This is a genomic window from Campylobacter devanensis (genome assembly GCF_002139915.1).
GTDB lineage: Bacteria > Campylobacterota > Campylobacteria > Campylobacterales > Campylobacteraceae > Campylobacter > Campylobacter devanensis.
Genome location: NZ_CP018788.1, coordinates 502,503 through 519,646 on the forward strand (window position 1 = coordinate 502,503; position 17,144 = coordinate 519,646).

Sequence of the window (17,144 nt, forward strand, 5' to 3'; positions counted from 1 at the left end):
GTGGGAACTAAAATTTTAGGTATTGATATCGGTTCTACGCAGATTTGCGCTGTGATGGTAGAACACGAGCCAAGGTCATTAGAAAATACTATAAAAGTTATCGGTATGGGAACTATCAAATCCCAAGGACTAAAAAAGGGCTCAATCACAAATATTGAATTAGCTTCAAATTCTATAAAATCAGTCGTAAGCAGCGTAGTACGGACAGCTGGAATTAAATTTGATAAAGTTATAGTCTCAATATCTGGTAAAGATGCAAAAAATATTAATTGTAAAGATGTGGTAAATATTCCTGAAAAAGAAGTAACAATCAAGCAGATTGAGCGCGCTATTAGTTCAGCTGAATATAAGGTAAAAATTCCACACGATTATGAAATTTTGCATACTTTACCATATAATTTTAAAGTAGATGAACAAGACAATATAGAAGATCCTCTTGGTATGAATGGTACTAGGCTAGAGGTGCAAGCTCATATCATTGCTGTGCAAAAATCCGCTATTATGAATTTACGAAAAGCGATAGAAAAAGCTGGATTAAAAGCTGATAATATTGTATTATCCGGATATGCTTCGGCAATTTCTACATTAAATGAAGATGAAAAAGCTTTAGGTACAGTATTAATTGATCTAGGTGGTTCTAGCTGTAATATGGTGATTCACTCAGGAAATTCAATTAGATATAATGATTTTTTATCAGTTGGAAGTTTAAACATAACCACTGATATATCTACAGTACTTCACACTCCACCAGCAGTAGCTGAAGAAGTAAAAATAAAATATGGCACATTAAAGCCTAGAAGTAACGAGCTAATAGTATTGCCTGATTTAGGAGATGAGAACTCTAGTCACGAAGTAGATATTAGTGTAATAATAAATGTTATATATATGCGTGTTGAAGAGGCTTTAATGATACTTGCTAAGATGCTTAGCGAGAGTGGATATAAAGAGTATGCTTCAGCCGGTATTGTGCTAACTGGTGGTATGGCTAAGATAGAAGGGCTTAGAGAGTTAGCTACTGCAATATTTGATAATATGCCTGTTAGAATTGCTAGACCAAGAGAGTTTAGCGGTTCTATTGATGTCTTTCAAGACCCAGCAAATTCATGTGCAATTGGGCTTTGTCTATATGGTGCTGGATATTTTACTCCATATGAAATAGACTCTGAGCGAAAGCTACGCCACAAAGATGAGATAGTATTAAGACCAAATCCATTTGTGGCAACTAAAGAATTTGATGAGCATATCCCGCAGACTATTCCAAGTAATAATTCAGCTAATCTTGATGATGTTATGCCTAAAGTTCAGCCTAAGCAAAAAATGGAACTAGATCTTAAAATTGATGATAATGGCGACAAAGATGTCCTAAAAGAGAATATTGCCCTAGAAAAGGTCAATTCTGTCTCTAAATTTATGAACTATTTAAAAAATTTATTTTAAAAAGGGGCTTGTGATGAGTGGTTTTACAGTAGAAGAGAAACAAAATGTTTATGGTGCAAAGATTAAGGTTGTAGGTGTCGGCGGCGGCGGCGGTAATATGATTAATCATATCATTAGAGAAGGTATACATAACGAAGATGGTATGAAAACTGTGGATTTAATTGTAGCCAACACAGATGCGCAAGCACTTGATAGTTCAGCAGCCCCAAATAAAATTCAACTAGGTGAGAAAAAAACTAGAGGCTTAGGTGCTGGTATGCAACCAACTGTAGGCAAAGAGGCTGCAATGGAGAGTTATGAAGATATTAAAACAACATTAGAAAATTCTGATATTGTATTTATCGCTTCTGGATTTGGCGGTGGTACCGGTACTGGCGCAGCTCCTATTGTAGCTCAAGCTGCTAAAGAGATTGGTGCGCTAACTATTGCTGTAGTAACTACCCCATTTAAATTTGAAGGTAGCAAGAGAATGCGCTTAGCAGTTGAGGGTATAAACGAGCTTAAAAAAGAGTGCGATAGCGTAGTAGTTGTACCAAATGAGAAATTAAGTAATATAGTAGATAGAAAAGCTGGAATTAAAGATAGCTTTAAAATTGTAGATAGTATTTTAGCGCGTGCAGTAAATGGTATGAGTTCAATCGTTCTTAGTCATGGTGAGAGTGATATTAATCTTGACTTTGCTGATGTAAAAACTGCTATGAGTCATAGAGGTCTATCACTTATGGGGGTAGGAGAAGCTCAAGGTGATGGCGCAGCTCAAGAAGCCTTAAAATCAGCTATGCAATCTCCATTATTAGATGATATGGATATAAAAGGTGCGATGGGTGCTATTGTACATTTTACCATTCATCCAGATTGTCCAATGAGCGATATGACTGAGGCGATGGAGATTATTGAAGCAGCTGCTGATCCTGATGCAGATATATTCTGGGGTACAAAATGTGATATAAATATGCCAGTTGATAAAGTTTTAGTAACTTTAGTAGCTACTGGTTTTTCAGATAGCAATGTAGCTAAACTTCAACCATCTACCGCTACTGCTAATGCAACTACAGTAGCAGCTACTAAAGAGAGTACTCCAGTAAAAGCTGAAGAGCCAAAAGAGAGTATATTTAGTTATCGTAGAGTTTCAGGTTTGGATTTAAATATTAGTAGCGATGATTTAGATATTCCAACAATTAGTCGTCACCAATTAGATTAATAAATTTAGCCCCTTTATTGGTGGTCAAGCTTAAATTTGGCCACCAACTCTTAAATCTATCTTTTATTTATAACTTAAATTTAACTACAAATTCCAAAATCTACCTTTTATTTAAGCTAAACTGAATATAATTATAAATCTAATTTAAATTTAAGGTGGTAACATGGAAATTACACTCAATTTTTACTCCACTAATTATATTTACCAAACTAGCATAGCTATAGTAACCACTCCATTTAAATTTAAAAATAATGAACAAATTCAACTTGCTACTAAAAATATTAATGAGCTTAAAAAAATATGCGATGGCGTTGTAGTTATCTCAAATGAGAAATTAAGTGATATTACAGATAGTAAAGCTGACCCAAAAGATAACATTGAATCATTTGATACTATTTTAGCGAGTGCAGTAAATGGTATAAGCTCTATATTTCTTAGTCATAGTGAGTACGATATCAATATTGATTTTGTTGATATTATAACCATTATGAGTAGTATAGAATGTTTCTTGACGGGTGTTGGTGAGGCTCAAGGCGAGAAGGCAGCTCAAGAAGCCTTAAAATCAGCTATGCAATCTCATCTTTTAGGTGGTATAGATATAAAAGGCACAATGGGCGCTATAGTTAATTTTACTATACATCCTGATTGTCCGATGAGTGATATGGCTGAAGCTATTCAAATTATAGAAGCAGCTGCTGATCCTAATGCTGATATATTCTGGAGTACAAAATGCGATGTAACTATGCCGATTGATAAGGTTTTGGTAACCTTAATGGTTGCTGACTTTTTTGATAATGTATTTAAACTCCAATAAAAAGAGCTCTAGCTAAGGCATGGGAATAGATATTAGTAGTGAGAATTTGGGTATTGGCTATTATCAAAAATTCTCATAAATGCTTTATTGTTTAAATAAATTAAATATAATAGGTATTAATATTAAATTTTAAGGATTTAAATGGAAATTACACTCAATTTTTACTCCACTCTTTGTGCGATGGTTTTTGTTTTGTTATTAGGTACTTTCATCATCAAACATGTTAAATTCCTAAGAGTTTATAATATTCCTGAGCCAGTTGTGGGTGGGATTATTGTGGCTATTTTGTTATTTATAGCTAATAAATATATTGGGATTAGCTTTAGTTTTGATGGTTCGCTTAAAGATCCATTAATGCTTGCCTTTTATGCTACTATCGGCCTTAGTGCGGATTTTACCTCTTTTAAAAAGGGTGGAAAGGTAATTATCGGATTTTTATTTATTGTAACTGGGTTATTGATTTTACAAAATTTAGCCGGTATCGGTGTGGCTTTGGCAATGGGTGAAAATCCTATTATAGGGATGCTATCAGGATCTATCACAATGAGTGGTGGGCATGGTACGGGTGCAGCATGGGCGGCTGAGTTTATCAAAGAGCCTTATAACTACGCTCCAGCTATGGAAGTAGCGATGGCGGCGGCTACATTTGGTTTGATAGCAGGCGGAATCATAGGTGGGCCTGTGGCTAGATATTTGGTTGTGAAAAATAGTCTAAGCGGACATCACTTAGAAGAGAAGGTCGATCCAACTCTTTTTGAAAAGCCTGAAAAACGAAGATTGATAACATCTTCTTCATTTGTGGAGTCTTTGGCGTTGATTGCTATATGTTTGCTAGTGGGGACTGAGCTTAAAAAAATTGTTACATTTGTAACTATGCCTACATTTGTTTGGTGTTTGCTTACTGGTGCTGTGCTTAGAAATATCCTATCAGCAACCAAAATTCACACAGTATTTGATCGTGAAATTTCTGTGATTGGCAATGTGAGTTTATCTCTATTTTTGGCATTTGCTTTGATGACTATCAATATCGCTCAACTTATCTCACTAGCACTTCCAATGCTAACAATTCTTATAGTTCAAATTATCCTTATGATATTATATGTTATATTTATCACTTTTAGATTTTGTGGTAAGAATTATGATGCGGCTGTGCTATCGGCTGGGCATTGCGGATTTGGTCTTGGTGCTACGCCTACGGCACTTGTAAATATGCAAACGGTAACAAAACATTATGGCCCAAGCCATATGGCGTTTATCGTTATTCCATTGGTTGGGGCGTTTTTCATAGATATTATAAATGCCTTTATAATTTCAGCAATGATGGGATTGCCTATATTTAATTAATACCTAAGGCGGCAAATTCGGGGCGATACTCAAAATGCATTGTATCAAAATGCTCCCATCTGCCGCCCCAGATAAATCCATTTTTTTCAAATATCTCTACTATTTTATATGGAATTTTGTTTTGATAGCCATCTTTACTCCATAACCAGTAGTGGCTATTTGCTACATTTATATCTATAGCGATTCCCCAGCTATGCGGTGATAGTCTGTTGGTTTGGGCTATATTTCTATATTTAAATGTTCCGCCGATATCTTGAAGATAGATAATTAAATTTGGCTCATTTTTTACCAATATATCAAGCTCATCGCTGACTTTTTGTAGTGCTTTGGCTGCGCCATTTAAGGAGTTGAATTTGATCTTTTGGTTTAGGCTATTTTTTAGCCAGATTACTTCACTTAGATTAGCCTCTACTGCTTCTTTGCTATCGCCATAAATTGCGTTAAAAAACTGCTCATTTCTTATCCGTCCAGCGTCTATTAACTTAGAGTTTAAAGGCTTTAAAAGTGGGTAGTTTAGAGCAAACATATCTTTTATACTTGGGTTATTTAAAATATCGCTACTACCTATCTCATATGGCATATATGAGTTGTTGGCAAATATTATATTATTGTTTTGAAATTTGATATTGTAGCTATTTTGTAGGGCTAGTTTTGGATTTGGGGTTAAGATATTCATAGACTCTACAAGGCTTAATAAAAGCGCTTTTATATCACTTCTATCCTTGCCAATCTCGATATCAGTTATAGCTGTGCGACCTATGACTGCTCTAGAGTTGTTTTTGGTCTTTAAACCCCATGAAGCGTGAGTAACGCTGATTTTGCCATCTACTACGCCGGTGTAGAGCATTATATGGCCACGCATATACAAAAGCGTAGCATAAGGGACGCCAAATTCAACTATTTTGGCCTTTTTGGCTTCATCTGATAACTCTTTTAAATCTATTATTTGAGCGATTTGGGATTGGGGTTTGGAGTTTCGTGGTAGCCAAATTCCAAAACTAGCAAAATAGTCTTTGGTAAAAGCAGAGCAATCTCTAAGCTCATCGAGTCCGCCCCAGCCGTAATTCATCCCTATCATCTCATTTAATATTAGTTTAGCGTTTTTGGAGTTTAGCTCTAAATTTATAGTGGCGATATCTTGGCTGATTTTATAGCCTTGAGGGGCGATGAAGTTGCCATTTTCAATCTTTGTATATGGGACTAGGCCGCCGATTCTTGAGTAAAATAGAAATTTATTAGATTGATCTTTTATAGCAATTCTATCTTTAATAAATATGCCAAATTTGGATTTTCTAAACTCATTAGCCTCTTTTTTGTTTAGAATCTTGATATCATTACTGGCTACAAAGCCGGTAAATGAGTCACTTTGGATAAAGGCCCACGCACCATCAAGGCTAAAATGTGATACCAAAACTGGATGAAAGGCTTCTAAATTTGAATCTTGTAAGTAATCAAATGGATATCCCTCGCCTGGCCTACTATCTAAAAATAGTCTCTCTTTGGTAGGAAAACTCCTAACGGCAGTATCTCTAAGGATTATTGCAGGTTTTAAAACTCTTTTATAAGCTGCGAAATTCGCATTTTGTCTATGTCTATCAAACCACTCTTGATCACGCAAAATATGGCTCTCTCCATAATATTTTTGCTTCTCATAAGTGTAGGTATTAAACGCCCACATAGCGTCATTTATATCTACATCAAATCCGCTATCCCAAACGCTAAAATATCTATTGATTAGTTCATTATTATTTGATTTGAAGTTTAGAGCGGTATCGGGCAAGATATTTGCACTTTGATTAAAATCCAAATCAAGCCTTAAATTTAGCTCATTTAGTGTATAGCTCTGTTTAGCGCAGCCTAAAAATATAAAAATTATTAGAAATAGTAGCGAATTTTTCATCTTTATCCTTAATATTTTTTGGGTATAATTCTAACAAAAATAGGATAAATAGTTTGTTAAATTGTATTATAGAGCTTCTTGGGGATAATAATCTATTTTTAACAGGTGGTGGCGGAGTAGGCAAGAGCTATACCACCAAAGAGATTATGCGAATTTATAAAGATAATGGTAAGAATATTGTAGCACTTGGTAGCACTGGGATTAGTGCTGTTGGGATCGGTGGGGTGACTATACATAGCTTTTTTAAATTTGGGCTTTGTGCTAATCATATGGAGCTAAAAGCTCTTGATCTCAAGCAAAAATCAAAGCTAAAAGAGTTATTTGATATTATCAAAAATATTGATCTTTTGATAATTGATGAGATATCTATGGTAAGTGCTGAATTGATGGAGATGATATCCTTGCGTCTGATGCAGGGTGAATTTAAAGGGCGGCTTATGGTTGTAGGGGATTTTTATCAGCTCCCACCTGTTAAACGCCAAAAAGATGATATGACATTAATAAAATTTAACTATGCATTTGACTCGACAGCTTGGTATAATTTTAAATTTAAAAATATTGAATTGGTAATATCTAAGCGTACATCAGATACTCAGTTTTATTCTATGCTTTCACGCATTAGACTAGGAAATATTGATGCTGAAATTTACAAAAAACTAAGCTCAAAAATTACAAATGAGATTGCCAAAGATAGCGTAATTTTATATGGTAGAAATGCTGAAGCCGATGCATTAAATGCTAAAAAATTAGCCCAGATTCCAAATCAGCTTGAAACTATAAGTGCAAGTGGTAGAGTTTATGATGAGACACTGCAAAACGATGCTTATACTAAATGGATAAATAATCTAAATGTCTTAAGTGAGCTTAAGATAAAAATCGGTGCTAGAGTTATGTTTTTATGTAATAAATGGGGCGAGTATTATAATGGCGAACAAGGCATTATCAAAAATATTAATAAAGATGATAATGGCGTGGTAGTTAGTATAAGTGTACTAAAAGATAGCGGAAATATAGCCGATGTAGAGCCATTTACATATTCACTTTTTGAGTATGAAAAAGATGATGAAGGCGGTATAAAAGAGAAATTGCGGGCTGAATTTACTCAGTTTCCACTAAAATTAGCCTACGCTATTACAATCCATAAATCACAAGGTATGAGTATAAGGCGTTTGGTATGTGATTTAAATAATATTTTTGCTAATGGACAGCTTTATGTAGCACTATCACGAGCAATTAGCTGGGATGATTTAAGTATAATTTATACACGCAAAAGAGATTTTTACTCATATCTAAAAAGTGTAGTAAATATAGATAAATGCGTAGCTAGGTTTTATGAAAAAGAGAATTTTATAAAGGAAGGAATATGAAAAAAATTTTTATGTTTTGGCTAATTTTATGCGGAATTAGCTTTGGTGATGTGGTGAGTGTAGAGGGGTTTGAGAGTGATTTATACTCCAAATATGATGTAAATAATCTTAAAAAAATATCAATGGATTTAGAGATTATAACTAGAGATGATAATGTGGCAAGAGCGCCTATTTATGATGCTTTAAATATTGTTGTAGGTAGCTTTTATGCTGAAGATATTATGACCTCAAAGGGCAAAGAGAGCTTTAAATCTACTCTAACAAAATATATAGATAAAAAGCACTCTATAACAATCGATGATATATATATCATTAGGCTCAAATTTGTTGATGAAACTAATGTTCAAAAGATTCTTGATGCTATAAGAGATATGCACAACAAGGGTGATTCAACTCAGCCTAATTTGCCAAATTTACCAAAGATTGAAAATCAACTCTTAGATGGTAGATTTTAATAAAAAATTTTAATTGCTAATAATATCGTAATTGCTTGGAATTTGTGGCGTTAAAATATCTTTGCTTATTATTTTATCTTTGCTTATTTGGGTAAATTCAATTATAGCTTTATTGCCTAGTTTATCTTCATAAGCAATGAGTTTTGGTAGTGAGTTTTGCGTTATAATATCATAGACTACATCTTCATAAACTGCTTGAAAATTATCATCGCTAAGCTTTTTGGCGTTTTTTAGTATTTTAGTGATATCTGGAGAACTTTTTAGGTTAGTAATTATGGCTTGTTCTAATTCTGGTTCTATGATAATAACTTGATTATTGCTAAAATATATTAGTTTTTGCATTGGTGTATTATATTGCCAAAATGCACCAAAATCACTATCAATAGCTAACGACCCAGTATATATTATCTTTTGGTCTTGACTGGTGATAGTTTGAGTAAATTCGCCAATTAAACTTTTAAATGTTAACTCATTAGCTCCAAAAAGATTTAAAGATAGGATAAAAACAAGTATAAATTTTCTCATATTTTGCCTTAAATTTGGGTATTTTAAATAGATGATTTTAGCTAAATTTAGCAAATAAAAGCTTAAATTTAAGGGATTTTTAGATAAAATAGCGACTTATTTTAACTACAGGATATAATATGCTTTCATTCATAGCTAGAAAAATATTTGGAACTAAAAATGATAAAGAGATTAAAAAATATTATAAAAGAGTAGCCAAAATTAATGCCTTAGAATCAAAATATGAAGCCTTAAGTGATGATGAATTAAGGGGCGAATTTATTACTTTACAAAGCTCTTTAATAGATGGCAAGGTTACTAAAGATAGCATATTAAATGATGTTTTTGCTATTGTTAGAGAGGTGTCAAAAAGAACGCTAAATATGAGACACTTTGATGTGCAACTAATAGGCGGTATGGTTTTAAATGAAGGCAAGATTGCAGAGATGAAAACGGGTGAGGGTAAAACCTTAGTAGCGACTTTGCCAGTGGTGTTAAATGCTATGGATAAAAAAGGGGTTCATGTAGTTACAGTAAATGACTATTTAGCCAAAAGAGATGCTACTCAAATGAGTGCTATATATAATTTTTTAGGCCTTAGTGTTGGTATTATAGTAGGTGGTGAGTATGATGATACAAAGCGTAAAGCCTCATATGATGCTGATATTACATATGGTACAAATAATGAATTTGGCTTTGATTATCTGCGTGATAATATGAAATTTGAACTATCTAGCAAAGTGCAAAGAGAGCATAATTTTGTAATTGTAGATGAGGTTGATAGTATCTTAATAGATGAGGCTAGAACTCCATTGATTATCTCAGGGCCTACTAATCGCACCTTAGATGGATATATTAAGGCTGATGAGGTAGCAAGAGCTATGAAAAGAGGAGAGCCAGCTGCTACACCACAAGATAAGCCAACTGGGGATTTTATCGTAGATGAAAAGAGTAGAACTATAATAATAACTGAGGCTGGAATCGCTAAAGCTGAACAGCTATTTGGTGTAGAAAATTTATATAATTTAGAAAATGCAATCTTAAGCCACCATCTAGATCAAGCTCTTAAAGCTCATAATCTATTTGAAAAAGATGTACACTATGTAGTTCGTGATGAAGGCGTGGTAATTGTAGATGAGTTTACTGGTAGACTTAGCGAAGGTAGAAGATTTAGTGAAGGCCTTCATCAAGCCTTAGAAGCTAAAGAGGGTGTAAAAATCCAAGAAGAGAGCCAAACTTTAGCTGATATCACTTTTCAAAATTACTTTAGGATGTATGGAACAATTGCTGGAATGACTGGTACAGCACAGACTGAAGCAGCTGAATTTGCTCAAATTTATAACTTAGATGTAATCTCTATCCCAACTAATCTACCAATTAAAAGAGTTGATAAAGATGATTTAATATATAAGAGTGAAAATGAGAAATTTAAAGCTGTAATAGAAGAGATAAAAATAGCAAATGCTAAAGGTCAGCCAGTGCTAGTAGGTACTGCAAGTATCGAAAAGAGTGAAGTATTTCACAAAATGCTAGTTAAAGAGCGTATAGCTCACTCAGTTTTAAATGCTAAAAACCATGAAAAAGAGGCGCAAATCATTGCCGAAGCTGGGGTCAAAGGTGCTGTAACTATTGCAACTAATATGGCTGGTCGTGGCGTGGATATCAGAATCGATGATGAGGTTAGAGCGCTTGGTGGGTTATATATCATAGGCACAGAAAGGCACGAGAGCCGCCGTATAGATAATCAATTAAGGGGCCGTGCTGGTCGTCAGGGCGATCCTGGTATTAGTAGATTCTATCTAAGCTTAGAAGATAATCTCCTTAGGATATTTGGTAGTGATAAGATAAAAGCTATTATGGAAAGATTAGGTATAGAAGAGGGTGAGAGCATAGAGAGTAGGCTAGTTACTCGTGCTGTAGAGAATGCTCAAAAGAAAGTAGAGAGCTTGCATTTTGAGAGTAGAAAGCATGTCTTAGAGTATGATGATGTAGCAAATGAACAAAGAAAAACTATATATAAATATAGAGATGAGCTACTAGACCCAAATAGCGATCTTAAAGAGAAAATAATCTCAAATAGAGAAGATTTAGTATTAATGATGTTAAGTGAGGCTGATGTTATAGAAGGTGGGTTAAGCGAAGATTTTGATACGAATAGATTAGCTCTTGTGGTAAAAGAAAATAGTCTAATTGATATTGATCCAAATGAGCTTAAAGGTCTTGATTTTAATGAGCTTAAAGGATTGATTATAGATAAATTGGCTGCTGATTATGAGCTAAAGATGTCGCAAATAGATATTGAACAAAGAAAAGGGATTGAAAAATTGCTATATCTTCAAATTTTAGATGCTGCTTGGAGAGAGCATCTATATCAAATGGATATCTTAAAAACAGGAATCGGCCTTAGAGGCTATAACCAAAAAGATCCCCTAACAGAGTATAAAAAAGAGAGTTATAATCTATTTATGGAGCTTGTGAGTAAGCTTAAAACAGAGAGTGCAAGAGCCTTACAGGTGGTTAAATTTAAAATAGAAGAGCCATCGCAAGAGTCAAAATCTAAAGATATAGAAACGCCAAAAGAGAGCCTAAAAACCGGTAAAAAACCATCTCGCAACTCGCCTTGCCCTTGCGGTAGTGGGTTAAAATATAAAGAGTGTTGTGGTAAGAGTGGGCCAAAAATCGGAGTCTTTGCCTAGTGGTTAAGTATCTGCTATTTAAATATCTACGATTTGATAAGTCTCAGCCATTTATCACACTATCGGCGATTTTAGCTTTTTTGGGGGTTAGTGTTGGGCTTATGGTGCTTATAATTGCTATGGCTATAATGAATGGTTTTGATAAAGAATTTGAGCGTAAGCTATTTACTATGAACTATCCAATCACGATTATAAGCTATATGAAAGGCTCTATCGATGATAGCGATGTAATCAGGCTTAAAGAGCAGTTTAAAGAGCTTAAATTTAGCCCATATATCTCTACACAAGCTATTGTAAAATATGGCAACAAGCTAGAGGGTGGATTGCTGTTTGGTGTGAATTTTGATGATGAAAAGCAGATAAACTCTGTAATTAATGAAGCCTTAAAAGATACCACGCCAAATGGCTTTGAGATAGTTTTAGGCAAGGGGATTGCTGATGATTTTGCCCTTTCGCTTAATGAGAAGGTTACTATGCTATTTATGCAGCTTAGTGCTGGCGGGTTAGTATCTATGCCAACGATGAAAAGATTTAATTATGTAGCTAATTTTAGCTCCGGATTAATCGCATATGATAAGGCTTATTCTTATACAGATGTTAATGCTTTGGCTAAAATTTTAGGCTATGAAAGTGGTAGATATGATGGAATTCATATCTACTCAGATGATCCAAAGAGTGATATTGTCAAATTAAATCAAAATCTATCCCCAGGTCAAAGAGCCATTGGATGGTGGGAACAAAATGGTAATTTTTTTAGTGCTTTGGAGTTGGAAAAAAGGGCGCTTTTTATTGTTTTAATGCTTATTATTTTGGTAGCTAGTTTAAATATTATTAGCTCACTTCTTATGACCGTGATGAATCGTCGTCAAGAGATTGCTCTTTTGCTTGCACTTGGTGCTAGTAAAAGCGAGATTAAAAAAAGCTTTTTTGTTCAAGGTGTTGTAATTGGAGGAAGCGGGATAATTTTTGGTCTTATTTTGGGGCTTTTTGGAGTATGGTTGCTAGGTAGCTTTGATATAGTAAATTTACCTGCTGATGTTTATGGAAGCTCAAAATTACCAATGGAGTTAGCTTTAAGTGATTTAGCAATGATTTTGATTGGTGCGATAGTAATTGTTTTGCTATCATCATATTATCCAGCCAAAAAAGCTAGTAATGTAGATATTTTAACTACCTTAAGAAATGAATAAATTTACTTAGAGTTTAGTAGTTTTTGGCACAATATTAGGTTTATGTAGAAGGAAATTTATGGATATTACTCTATTTTTACAGCAGATGGTAAATGGTTTTAGCCTTGGATCTATGTATGCCTTGATAGCTATTGGCTATACTATGGTTTATGGTGTTTTAAGGCTTATCAACTTTGCTCATGGCGATATTATGATGGTTGGGGCATATGTGGCTTTGTTTTGTATGACTAGTATGGCACTTCCTTTTGGATTTGCTTTACTTTTTGCAGTTGTTGTATCGGCACTTCTTGGTGTTTGTACTGATAAGATTGCTTATAAACCACTTCGTTCAGCTCCTAGAATTTCACTATTAATTACAGCTATTGGTATTAGTTTTTTACTTGAAAATGTGTTTCAAGTAGTATTTGGTGGCACACCTAGATCATTTAATGTACCTGAGTTTTTTGAACAAGTAGTAAGTATTGGTGCGATTACATTGCCAGTTAGTGCTATTTTTGTACCAGTAATTACAATATTTTTATTAATGATAGTGTTGTATGTGCTTTATAAAACAAAATATGGCATAGCAATTAGAGCGCTTGCTTTTGATATTAGTACAGTTAATTTAATGGGAATTGATGCAAATTTAATCATATCTATTGTTTTTGGACTTGGCTCATCTCTTGCTGCCATTGGCGGTGTATTTTGGGCTATTAATTATCCTAGTATCGATCCATTAATGGGCGTATTAATTGGACTTAAGGCTTTTGCCGCTGCGGTGCTTGGCGGTATTGGTAGCGTTGGCGGAGCTGTGCTTGGCGGATTTATTATTGGATTTACAGAGGTTGTTGCTGTGGCACTATTTCCAGATCTTGCAGGGTTTAAAGATGCTTTTGCATTTATCTTTTTGATTTTGGTTTTACTATTTAAACCAACTGGAATTTTGGGATATAATTTTGAAAAGAGTAGGTTTTAGATGGCAAGTAGATTTAAATTTTGGTTAGCTGTTATTTTAGCAATTGGGTTTTTATTTTTCTGTGATGCGTATCTAGGCGAGTATAGTTTAGGAATTGTAAATAATATTGCTATATTTATTACTCTTGCTATTAGCTATAATCTTATAAATGGAGTTACTGGACAATTTAGTCTTGAGCCAAATGGATTTGTGGCTGTTGGGGCTTATGTGGCGGCTATTTTGCTTCTTAATGCTGATTCTAAGCTATATCAATTTGATGCAGCTGAGCCATCAAATATTATCTTAGCTATTTATACTAGTAATTTTATTTTAGCAATGTTTGTCAGTGGTGTTTGTGCTACACTTTTAGCTTTATTGCTTGCTATGCCTGTATTTAGAGTTAGGGGTGATTATTTGGCTATTGTTACTTTGGGGTTTGGTTTTATAATTCAACTTTTAGCTGTAAATTTTCCTGCCTTTACAAATGGCTCAATTGGCTTAAATGAGGTTATGAGAGTCGATAGTAATGGAGATTTAAGTCGCTTTACAAATATTTTTTATAGTGGTGGACTAGCTATTTTTGCTACTGTTGTAATTTTAAATTTAGTATATTCTAAATTTGGCCGAGCTATGAAGGCCGTAAGAGATGATGAAGACGCAGCTATGGCTATGGGGATTAATACCTTTGCTACTAAGACTACAGCGTTTTGTGTAAGTGCATTTTTTGAAGGTATGGGTGGAGCTTTACTAGTTGGATTATTAGGTAGTGTTAGTCCTGATCAATTTACATTTATGTTTACATTCTTACTGCTTATTATCATAGTGCTTGGTGGACTTGGTAGTACTACTGGAGCTATTATTGGTACAGTGTTAGTAATTGGTGGTAGCGAGTGGCTAAGATTTTTAGATGAGCCTATGAATATCTTTGGCTATCAAACCGAGGCTTACCCAGGGCTTAGAATGGTTGTATTCTCATTAGTATTAATCTTTGTAATGCTGTTTGCTAGAAAGGGTATTATGGGGCAGATGGAGCTAGGGGATCTATTTAGAGGTAGACACAAATGATATTAAAACTAAGTAAAATTTGTAAAAATTTTGGTGGTGTAGAGGCTATCAAAGAGACTAGCTTTGGTGTAAAAAGTGGAGAGATTTTTGGGCTTATTGGGCCTAATGGGGCTGGAAAAACTACTATGTTTAATATAATTACTGGAGCCTATGAGCCAAGCAGTGGTGAGATCAAATTTGATGGCAAAAGATTAAATGGAATTAAGCCAAATAAAATTGTAAATTTAGGTATTGCTAGAACATTTCAAAATATTCGTCTTTTTGGTTCTCTTACTGTCTTAGAAAATGTATTAATCGGCTTAAATAGCTCAACAAAATATAGTTTTTTAGAAGCTTGTTTGCATCTTGGTAGATTTGCTAAATCTGAAAGAATAGCCAAAGAGCGCGCTATGGGAATTTTAGAGCGTTTAGGTATTGCTAGATATGCTAATGAATTTGCTAAAAACTTAAGTTACGGAACGCAGCGCAAAGTAGAGATAGCAAGAGCGTTAGCAACTAATCCAAAACTACTTTTACTAGATGAACCAGCAGCTGGTATGAATCCTAGCGAGACTGATGAGTTAGCAAATTTAATATTTGATCTTAGGGCTACTGATGGATTATCTATTTTATTAATTGAGCATGATATGAAATTTGTAAATCATCTTTGCGATAGGGTTTTAGTGCTTGATTATGGTAGGGTGATTTTTACTGGCTCGCCAGCTGATGCGGTAAAACACGAAGATGTTATAAGTGCTTATTTAGGGGATTTTATACAATGATAGATGTTGGAAATTTGCATGTATATTATGGAATGATTGAGGCTGTAAAGGGGATTAGCTTTTCTGTGCAAACTGGCCAAATAGTAAGCCTTATAGGCTCAAATGGTGCTGGAAAGAGTAGCACCTTAAATGCACTTATAAACTCAGTTAAAAGAAGTGGCCAGATAAATTTCTTAGGATATGATACTAGTAGGCATAAAATTCATACACTTGTAAGGCAAGGAATTGCTTTGGTGCCTGAAGGTAGAAGAGTATTTATAAACTTAACCGTAGAAGAAAATCTTAAAATGGGTGCTTTTAATAATGATGAAAACTATGAGCATTTAAAAGAGACTATGTATGATCTATTTCCAAGGCTTAAGCAAAAGCGTGATCAGCTTGCTGGAACTCTAAGCGGTGGAGAGGCTCAAATGTTAGCTATATCTAGAGCTTTAATGAGTGAGCCAAAGCTTTTAATGCTTGATGAGCCTAGCCTTGGCCTTGCTCCTAAGATTGTAGGCGAGGTTTTTGATATTATTGAGAGGCTTAAAGAAGAGGGTATTACTATATTATTGGTTGAGCAAAATGCATTTTTAGCGCTTAAAACCAGTGATTATACCTATGTATTAGAAAATGGCCATATCGTTATGGAAGGTGTATCAAAAGATATGATAGGCAATGATGAAATTCGCAAAAGATATCTTGGTGCATAATTGTAAATTTAGATAGATTTAGAGTAAATTTAAGTATAAATTAGGGCGAATTTCTTCGCCCATTTTATTAAAATTTGTAGTTATACCCTACATATACACCATAGTTAAGTATGTTATCATAATCTTCTATACCAGTTGTTTGGTAGTCGCCTTTTATACCAAATTCAATCTCATTATTTTCAACAACTTCATAGATACCACCAAGTTTTAGACCAAATATTGCGCCTGTGCCAGTTGTCGAATCATTATCCATAACATATGTAAGACCATCTGTAGTGTATTCTGCTTGGCCTGAGAATTCACCCTTAACAATTGAGAGACCGGTATAAGCACCTAGAGCTAATTTAAAGCTATCTGTTAATGATGGAGTATAATCAGCTCCTACTAAAATATTGTGAGTTTGCCAGTTAAATTCACCATTTATAAAATCTGCGCCATCTTTCATATTATAATCTTCGCTGCCTTTAGTTCTATATGAGTAGCCACCCCAAACTCTAAAAGCATCAAAGTCATAACCACCTTTTAATCCAAGCTCAATCGAAGTATCTTTTGGGTCATCAAGTACTGATGGGTATATATCATCTAGTTTGACTTGACTTTGCAATAATGCACCTTCAACCCCTACAAATACGCCTTGTGCTGCTGCGCTGCTACTTAAAATAGCTGTAGCTGCTACAACTACAGCACCAAATTTAACTATGTTTGTCATAGAAAAGTCCTTGTATAATGAATTTGGATTACAAAAATCCATACAGCATTGTACCCCCCCTATAAAAGTAAGCTG

The 17,144-nt window shown here is 34.4% G+C and carries 15 protein-coding genes; 12 read left to right on the top strand and 3 right to left on the bottom strand.

The window, feature by feature from the left end:
* The 4 genes from ftsA to gltS all read left to right on the top strand — a co-directional run bounded on the left by ftsA (position 1) and on the right by gltS (position 4,796).
* Positions 1-1,437: a cell division protein FtsA gene (ftsA, locus tag CIGN_RS02545; RefSeq protein ID WP_086302127.1), complete on the top strand. Its 1,437-nt coding sequence runs from the start codon at positions 1-3 to the stop codon at positions 1,435-1,437.
* A gap of 13 nt (positions 1,438-1,450) precedes the next feature.
* Positions 1,451-2,638 (top strand): cell division protein FtsZ, encoded by a 1,188-nt coding sequence (ftsZ, locus tag CIGN_RS02550; protein WP_086224826.1) that lies wholly within the window; start codon positions 1,451-1,453, stop codon positions 2,636-2,638.
* A 163-nt stretch (positions 2,639-2,801) separates the two neighbouring features.
* Complete coding sequence (locus tag CIGN_RS02555) at positions 2,802-3,452, top strand: FtsZ/tubulin family protein (RefSeq protein ID WP_086302128.1); 651 nt, start codon at positions 2,802-2,804, stop codon at positions 3,450-3,452.
* Between the two features lie 141 nt (positions 3,453-3,593).
* Entirely contained in the window at positions 3,594-4,796 is a 1,203-nt protein-coding gene (gene gltS, locus CIGN_RS02560; protein ID WP_086302129.1) for a sodium/glutamate symporter, read from the top strand.
* On the opposite strand, the gene CIGN_RS02565 is transcribed toward gltS, so the two are convergent.
* Positions 4,789-6,696, bottom strand: coding sequence for a bifunctional C40 family peptidase/M15 family metallopeptidase (locus CIGN_RS02565; RefSeq protein WP_086302130.1), 1,908 nt, complete (start codon positions 6,694-6,696; stop codon positions 4,789-4,791). The genes gltS and CIGN_RS02565 overlap by 8 nt on opposite strands.
* A gap of 53 nt (positions 6,697-6,749) precedes the next feature.
* Between CIGN_RS02565 and CIGN_RS02570 the strand changes: the two genes are divergently transcribed.
* Entirely contained in the window at positions 6,750-8,063 is a 1,314-nt protein-coding gene (locus tag CIGN_RS02570) for an ATP-dependent DNA helicase (RefSeq protein WP_086241026.1), read from the top strand.
* A complete protein-coding gene (locus tag CIGN_RS02575; protein WP_086235903.1) occupies positions 8,060-8,518 on the top strand; it encodes a hypothetical protein in 459 nt (152 codons plus the stop codon). The genes CIGN_RS02570 and CIGN_RS02575 overlap by 4 nt, the downstream gene beginning before the upstream one ends.
* A 9-nt stretch (positions 8,519-8,527) precedes the next feature.
* Here the strand turns inward: CIGN_RS02575 and lolA are convergent, their stop codons facing one another.
* Positions 8,528-9,043, bottom strand: a complete 516-nt coding sequence (gene lolA / locus CIGN_RS02580; protein ID WP_086228147.1) for a LolA-like outer membrane lipoprotein chaperone — start codon at positions 9,041-9,043, stop codon at positions 8,528-8,530.
* A 119-nt stretch (positions 9,044-9,162) separates the two neighbouring features.
* On the opposite strand from lolA, the gene secA reads away from it, so the two are divergent.
* From secA to CIGN_RS02610, 6 genes are read left to right on the top strand one after another with little or no spacing between them, the layout of a single operon-like run.
* Positions 9,163-11,718, top strand: a complete 2,556-nt coding sequence (gene secA / locus CIGN_RS02585; RefSeq protein ID WP_086302131.1) for a preprotein translocase subunit SecA — start codon at positions 9,163-9,165, stop codon at positions 11,716-11,718.
* Positions 11,718-12,908: an ABC transporter permease gene (locus CIGN_RS02590; protein ID WP_086302132.1), complete on the top strand. Its 1,191-nt coding sequence runs from the start codon at positions 11,718-11,720 to the stop codon at positions 12,906-12,908. The genes secA and CIGN_RS02590 overlap by 1 nt, the downstream gene beginning before the upstream one ends.
* A gap of 58 nt (positions 12,909-12,966) precedes the next feature.
* Positions 12,967-13,863, top strand: a complete 897-nt coding sequence (locus CIGN_RS02595) for a branched-chain amino acid ABC transporter permease (protein WP_086224817.1) — start codon at positions 12,967-12,969, stop codon at positions 13,861-13,863.
* Entirely contained in the window at positions 13,864-14,907 is a 1,044-nt protein-coding gene (locus CIGN_RS02600; protein ID WP_086302133.1) for a branched-chain amino acid ABC transporter permease, read from the top strand.
* Positions 14,904-15,668 carry an ABC transporter ATP-binding protein gene (locus CIGN_RS02605; protein ID WP_086302134.1) on the top strand — a complete coding sequence of 255 codons (765 nt, stop codon included), beginning with the start codon at positions 14,904-14,906 and terminating at the stop codon, positions 15,666-15,668. The genes CIGN_RS02600 and CIGN_RS02605 overlap by 4 nt, the downstream gene beginning before the upstream one ends.
* The gene (locus tag CIGN_RS02610) at positions 15,665-16,360 is read left to right on the top strand and encodes an ABC transporter ATP-binding protein (protein WP_086302135.1); all 696 of its coding nucleotides are present in this window, start codon (positions 15,665-15,667) and stop codon (positions 16,358-16,360) included. Before CIGN_RS02605 ends, CIGN_RS02610 begins: the two co-directional genes overlap by 4 nt.
* A 67-nt stretch (positions 16,361-16,427) precedes the next feature.
* Here the strand turns inward: CIGN_RS02610 and CIGN_RS02615 are convergent, their stop codons facing one another.
* Entirely contained in the window at positions 16,428-17,069 is a 642-nt protein-coding gene (locus CIGN_RS02615) for an outer membrane beta-barrel protein (RefSeq protein WP_086302136.1), read from the bottom strand.
* Between the last annotated feature and the right edge of the window lie 75 nt (positions 17,070-17,144).

Excerpts from the sequence above, each read along its gene's own strand:
- secA (WP_086302131.1), top strand. The coding sequence starts at position 9,163 with ATGCTTTCATTCATAGCTAGAAAAATATTTGGAACTAAAAATGATAAA.
- ftsZ (WP_086224826.1), top strand. The coding sequence starts at position 1,451 with ATGAGTGGTTTTACAGTAGAAGAGAAACAAAATGTTTATGGTGCAAAG.
- CIGN_RS02600 (WP_086302133.1), top strand. The coding sequence starts at position 13,864 with ATGGCAAGTAGATTTAAATTTTGGTTAGCTGTTATTTTAGCAATTGGG.
- CIGN_RS02610 (WP_086302135.1), top strand. The coding sequence starts at position 15,665 with ATGATAGATGTTGGAAATTTGCATGTATATTATGGAATGATTGAGGCT.
- CIGN_RS02555 (WP_086302128.1), top strand. The coding sequence starts at position 2,802 with ATGGAAATTACACTCAATTTTTACTCCACTAATTATATTTACCAAACT.
- CIGN_RS02575 (WP_086235903.1), top strand. The coding sequence starts at position 8,060 with ATGAAAAAAATTTTTATGTTTTGGCTAATTTTATGCGGAATTAGCTTT.
- gltS (WP_086302129.1), top strand. The coding sequence starts at position 3,594 with ATGGAAATTACACTCAATTTTTACTCCACTCTTTGTGCGATGGTTTTT.
- lolA (WP_086228147.1), bottom strand. The coding sequence starts at position 9,043 with ATGAGAAAATTTATACTTGTTTTTATCCTATCTTTAAATCTTTTTGGA.
- CIGN_RS02605 (WP_086302134.1), top strand. The coding sequence starts at position 14,904 with ATGATATTAAAACTAAGTAAAATTTGTAAAAATTTTGGTGGTGTAGAG.
- CIGN_RS02595 (WP_086224817.1), top strand. The coding sequence starts at position 12,967 with ATGGATATTACTCTATTTTTACAGCAGATGGTAAATGGTTTTAGCCTT.
- CIGN_RS02615 (WP_086302136.1), bottom strand. The coding sequence starts at position 17,069 with ATGACAAACATAGTTAAATTTGGTGCTGTAGTTGTAGCAGCTACAGCT.
- CIGN_RS02565 (WP_086302130.1), bottom strand. The coding sequence starts at position 6,696 with ATGAAAAATTCGCTACTATTTCTAATAATTTTTATATTTTTAGGCTGC.